The organism is Cetobacterium sp. ZWU0022, from assembly GCF_000800875.1.
Classification (GTDB): Bacteria; Fusobacteriota; Fusobacteriia; order Fusobacteriales; family Fusobacteriaceae; genus Cetobacterium_A.
Map to the genome: position 1 here is coordinate 1 of NZ_JRJZ01000064.1, position 3,257 is coordinate 3,257.

The following is a 3,257-nucleotide window of genomic DNA, read 5'->3' on the forward strand; positions in this document are numbered from 1 at the left end:
TAATTTACTTTTTAAAAGAAGAGAGTTCGCCACTCTTATCCATAAGGGCTCTTATGAAAATATAACTAAAAGTTATGAAAAACTACTTGATTTTATAGAAAAATCCAGATTTAAAATTGATGGAGATCCCATAGAGATTTCTAATGAAAAAATTTTCCAATTTGAAGATGGGTTAGGCTGGATAGTTAAAATTATGATTCCTGTAAGTATAGATATAGAAACTTAATAATTTATAGAATACTGATGCAACTAAATAGAGGAGAATCTTAGAAAAAAATCTAAAACTCCTCTCAAACTTCCCAATACACTAAGGATTAGTCATGAGATGAAACATTAAATTCATAAAAAATTATTAAATCCACCATCTTTTTATAAACACTCTAATAGAGAGCCTTTTAAGCCTTATATTTTCATATCTCCTACATCTGTCTTTACTTTTAAAACACCATTTTTTACAATCCCTCTCCTATTGGGACCTTTTAAAAATCACCAAAAAACATCTTCAAAAAACGACCCTCTAAAATCGATTTTAAGGCCCTTCAAAAACCGATTAGGTAATAAAAGTATACCCTATTTTTTAGAACCCTTTATTTTAGCACCTATTTTTATAGGTTTTTTGCTATTTTATCCGTTAATGATGTATAAATGAAAAAAGTTCGCTTAGCGAACTTTTCCCATTTTTGTACTTACTACAATAACAAAGCTTATTTGTAATACTTCATTATATCACACTCTTTCTTTATTTCCCAAGTATCTTCAAATTCTCTCTTCTCAATAACTCCTCCAACAACTCTTTAGATGTAAAAACTCTCAAAGGATTCTCTTTGAAAGAATACTGGAACTCATAACTTTCAAAAACTACCTCAATAACTTTTTCCAATATCTCAATATCTACTTTCTTTTCTAAAAATAACTCTGTCAAAACTACTTCATCTATCCCAATTTTCTTGGCCAATCTTCCTACACTCAAATTTTTTAAACTCATCTCTTTTCGAATGTTTCCCATAATATCAAATTTTTTCATCCTACACCTCCATATTTTTTTAAAGTATTACTAGGTTTTACCCTAGTAATACTCCACTAATCCATTCTCATAAAAACTGAAATACTCAGTCTCTGAAATAATGAAATGGTCCAACAATTTAACATCTATTTTGTCAAAAATCTCTTGCATTTCAAGAGTCAATTCTATATCTTTTTTAGATGGAGTCAAATTTCCACTTGGATGGTTATGTACAAATATAGCTCCCTTGGCACTTGATAGAATAGCTTTTTCTATTATCAAACGAGGATAAACAACACTTCTATCAATAGTCCCACAGAAAAGAGTTTCATCACTTACAATTTTATTATTACTATCCAAAAATAAAACTTTGAACTCCTCATGTTTCAAATATCCCATTTGTAAATTCAGATAAGATATTAAATCAGCCTTACCTTTCAACAACACATTTTCTGATTTAATACCACCTTTTAAAACCTAAAACATCTAAAATATTTTTCATAGCCTACCTCCTACAAAATACAAATAAAAAGTTCTTAGCTTCGCCGCCGGGGGGCGAGACCCCCGACCCCAACAAACCCTGCAGAAGGCGAGAGAGAAATACAAAAACCGAGAAAGCCCCTACAGAGATATAAATTTTTAAGGACCAAAATAAAAAGTTCTTGAGCTAAATCTGCCTAAAAATATTTTAAAACTTTTTTCCAAAAACCTATGTCTAAATATTATATAAAAGGCTAATAATATAATAATTTAATCCCCCCAGAACCTCTGTAGTCCCCCCACAGAGGTTCCTCCTTTTTTTGTATAAAAGTTCGCCTGTCGAACTTAGGAAATTTAATCTTTAAATTGAATAAATACAAAAAGGAGGTGTTAATTTGAAGATAAAGGAAACTAAAAATTTTAAAATTAAAGAAGTTGCTGTATCAGCATCCTACCCCAATCTAGCTATTCTACCTAATGATGCATTGACAATCAAAAATATTAACCACACTTTAGAAAAATTACAAATAATACGAGATGATCTAGCTAAACCTATGTTTATTTTATCTTTTTATAGAGATGAGAAATTGAATAAAGCAGTAAATGGTGCAACAAACTCTCAACACAAATATGGAACTGCTGTAGATTTTACAATATCTGGAGCTAATTTGAATTTAGTAGCAAACTATATTTATGAAAAAAATTATCCTTTTATGGATAAGATAATCTATTATCCAGAACAAAACTTTATTCATTTAACAATTCTAAAAAAAGGTAGCAATAAATATTGGAAACAGTAATTAAAAAAAGTTCGCTCAACGAACTTTTTCATCATATTAAAATTACGGAGGGTATTATGTATAGTGAAAATTTATTTATAAAAGTAGAAGAGTATAACAAAAAATTCAATGATTCATTTCCTATTATCTTACTTCCAGATGTGAAAGAATCTATAATAATTCAAAAAATAGATGAGTGTTTGAAAAAAAATAAACCTATATACGAGATTGTTGACTGGTTTGATATTTATGGAAATCTAGAAATTTTAGCATAACCACGCATTTTATTATTGATGATAGACAATATGTCTTTCATCTCTACGAAAAAATGGGAATGCCCCGACAAGATAGCAGTAGAGGGAGGGAGGGAAAAGAAAAAGGTTGAGGGGCGAAGAGAATCTACGTATGTCTATTTATCGTTGCTGTTATTCGTCATTTTCGAGCCCCTTCCCAATTAAGACAAGAACTCGTTCTTGCTCTTGAGCGGAGTACTAAGCGACCGGCAGGGAAGCGTGCATGAGGGACTGACTGTAAATACGGGCACTACCCCAGCACCGACCAGAGGGAGATAGCGATGAGCTAAGTGGCTATTTCTACTTTAATTCTTTTGAAAAAAGTAAGTGACAAGTTGTCACTTGCTTTTCTATTTTTAAAAAGTTCGCTCAGCGAACTTCTGGCGGAGATTACAGATAGAGGAGAGATCTGTGGATTTCCGCCATAGTTTTTTTGATTGGGATAGATAATATGTCTTTCATCTCTACAAAAAAATGGGAATGCCCCGACAAGATAGCAGTAGAGGGAGGGTGGGGAATTGAAGTGTGGGCGAAGTTGCTGCCCCTTGCCCGTGAAGGCTCTGCTGAATCTAGCTTTCAGTTTTGCTAACTCAGCAAAAAAGAGCCTGATCCTAACCCAGAGGGAGCAAAATGAGGGAAAGGCATTGGCCACCCCCAAGAGCGGTCCCCCAAAAAAGGGAGTACCGAGATGGGGGATGCCGG

General features: G+C 32.7%; 6 protein-coding genes. 3 read left to right on the forward strand and 3 right to left on the reverse strand.

Annotated features, from left to right (window positions below):
• Positions 1 to 226: hypothetical protein (locus L988_RS13805; protein ID WP_047382488.1), on the forward strand; the 226-nt coding region annotated here is incomplete at its 5' end.
• A gap of 513 nt (positions 227 to 739) precedes the next feature.
• Here L988_RS13805 and L988_RS05755 read toward each other — a convergent pair.
• Together L988_RS05755 and L988_RS05760 are read right to left on the reverse strand one after the other, a co-directional pair.
• The gene (locus L988_RS05755; RefSeq protein ID WP_047382490.1) at positions 740 to 1,024 is read right to left on the reverse strand and encodes a hypothetical protein; all 285 of its coding nucleotides are present in this window, start codon (positions 1,022 to 1,024) and stop codon (positions 740 to 742) included.
• A 42-nt stretch (positions 1,025 to 1,066) separates the two neighbouring features.
• Positions 1,067 to 1,447, reverse strand: a complete 381-nt coding sequence (locus L988_RS05760) for a RadC family protein (protein WP_197053943.1) — start codon at positions 1,445 to 1,447, stop codon at positions 1,067 to 1,069.
• Positions 1,448 to 1,878: 431 nt separating this feature from the next.
• On the opposite strand from L988_RS05760, the gene L988_RS13240 reads away from it, so the two are divergent.
• Both L988_RS13240 and L988_RS05770 read left to right on the forward strand, forming a co-directional pair.
• Positions 1,879 to 2,283, forward strand: a complete 405-nt coding sequence (locus L988_RS13240) for a D-Ala-D-Ala carboxypeptidase family metallohydrolase (RefSeq protein ID WP_052191712.1) — start codon at positions 1,879 to 1,881, stop codon at positions 2,281 to 2,283.
• Positions 2,284 to 2,339: 56 nt separating this feature from the next.
• Complete coding sequence (locus L988_RS05770) at positions 2,340 to 2,537, forward strand: hypothetical protein (RefSeq protein ID WP_047382492.1); 198 nt, start codon at positions 2,340 to 2,342, stop codon at positions 2,535 to 2,537.
• 304 nt (positions 2,538 to 2,841) lie between these two features.
• Here L988_RS05770 and L988_RS13935 read toward each other — a convergent pair.
• Positions 2,842 to 3,257 (reverse strand): hypothetical protein (locus L988_RS13935; RefSeq protein WP_231549823.1); only part of this gene is annotated, 416 nt, incomplete at its 5' end.

What these genes read in the sequence shown, in the direction of transcription:
- L988_RS05770 (WP_047382492.1), top strand. Translation starts at nt 2,340, where the DNA reads ATGTATAGTGAAAATTTATTTATAAAAGTAGAAGAGTATAACAAAAAA.
- L988_RS05755 (WP_047382490.1), bottom strand. Translation starts at nt 1,024, where the DNA reads ATGAAAAAATTTGATATTATGGGAAACATTCGAAAAGAGATGAGTTTA.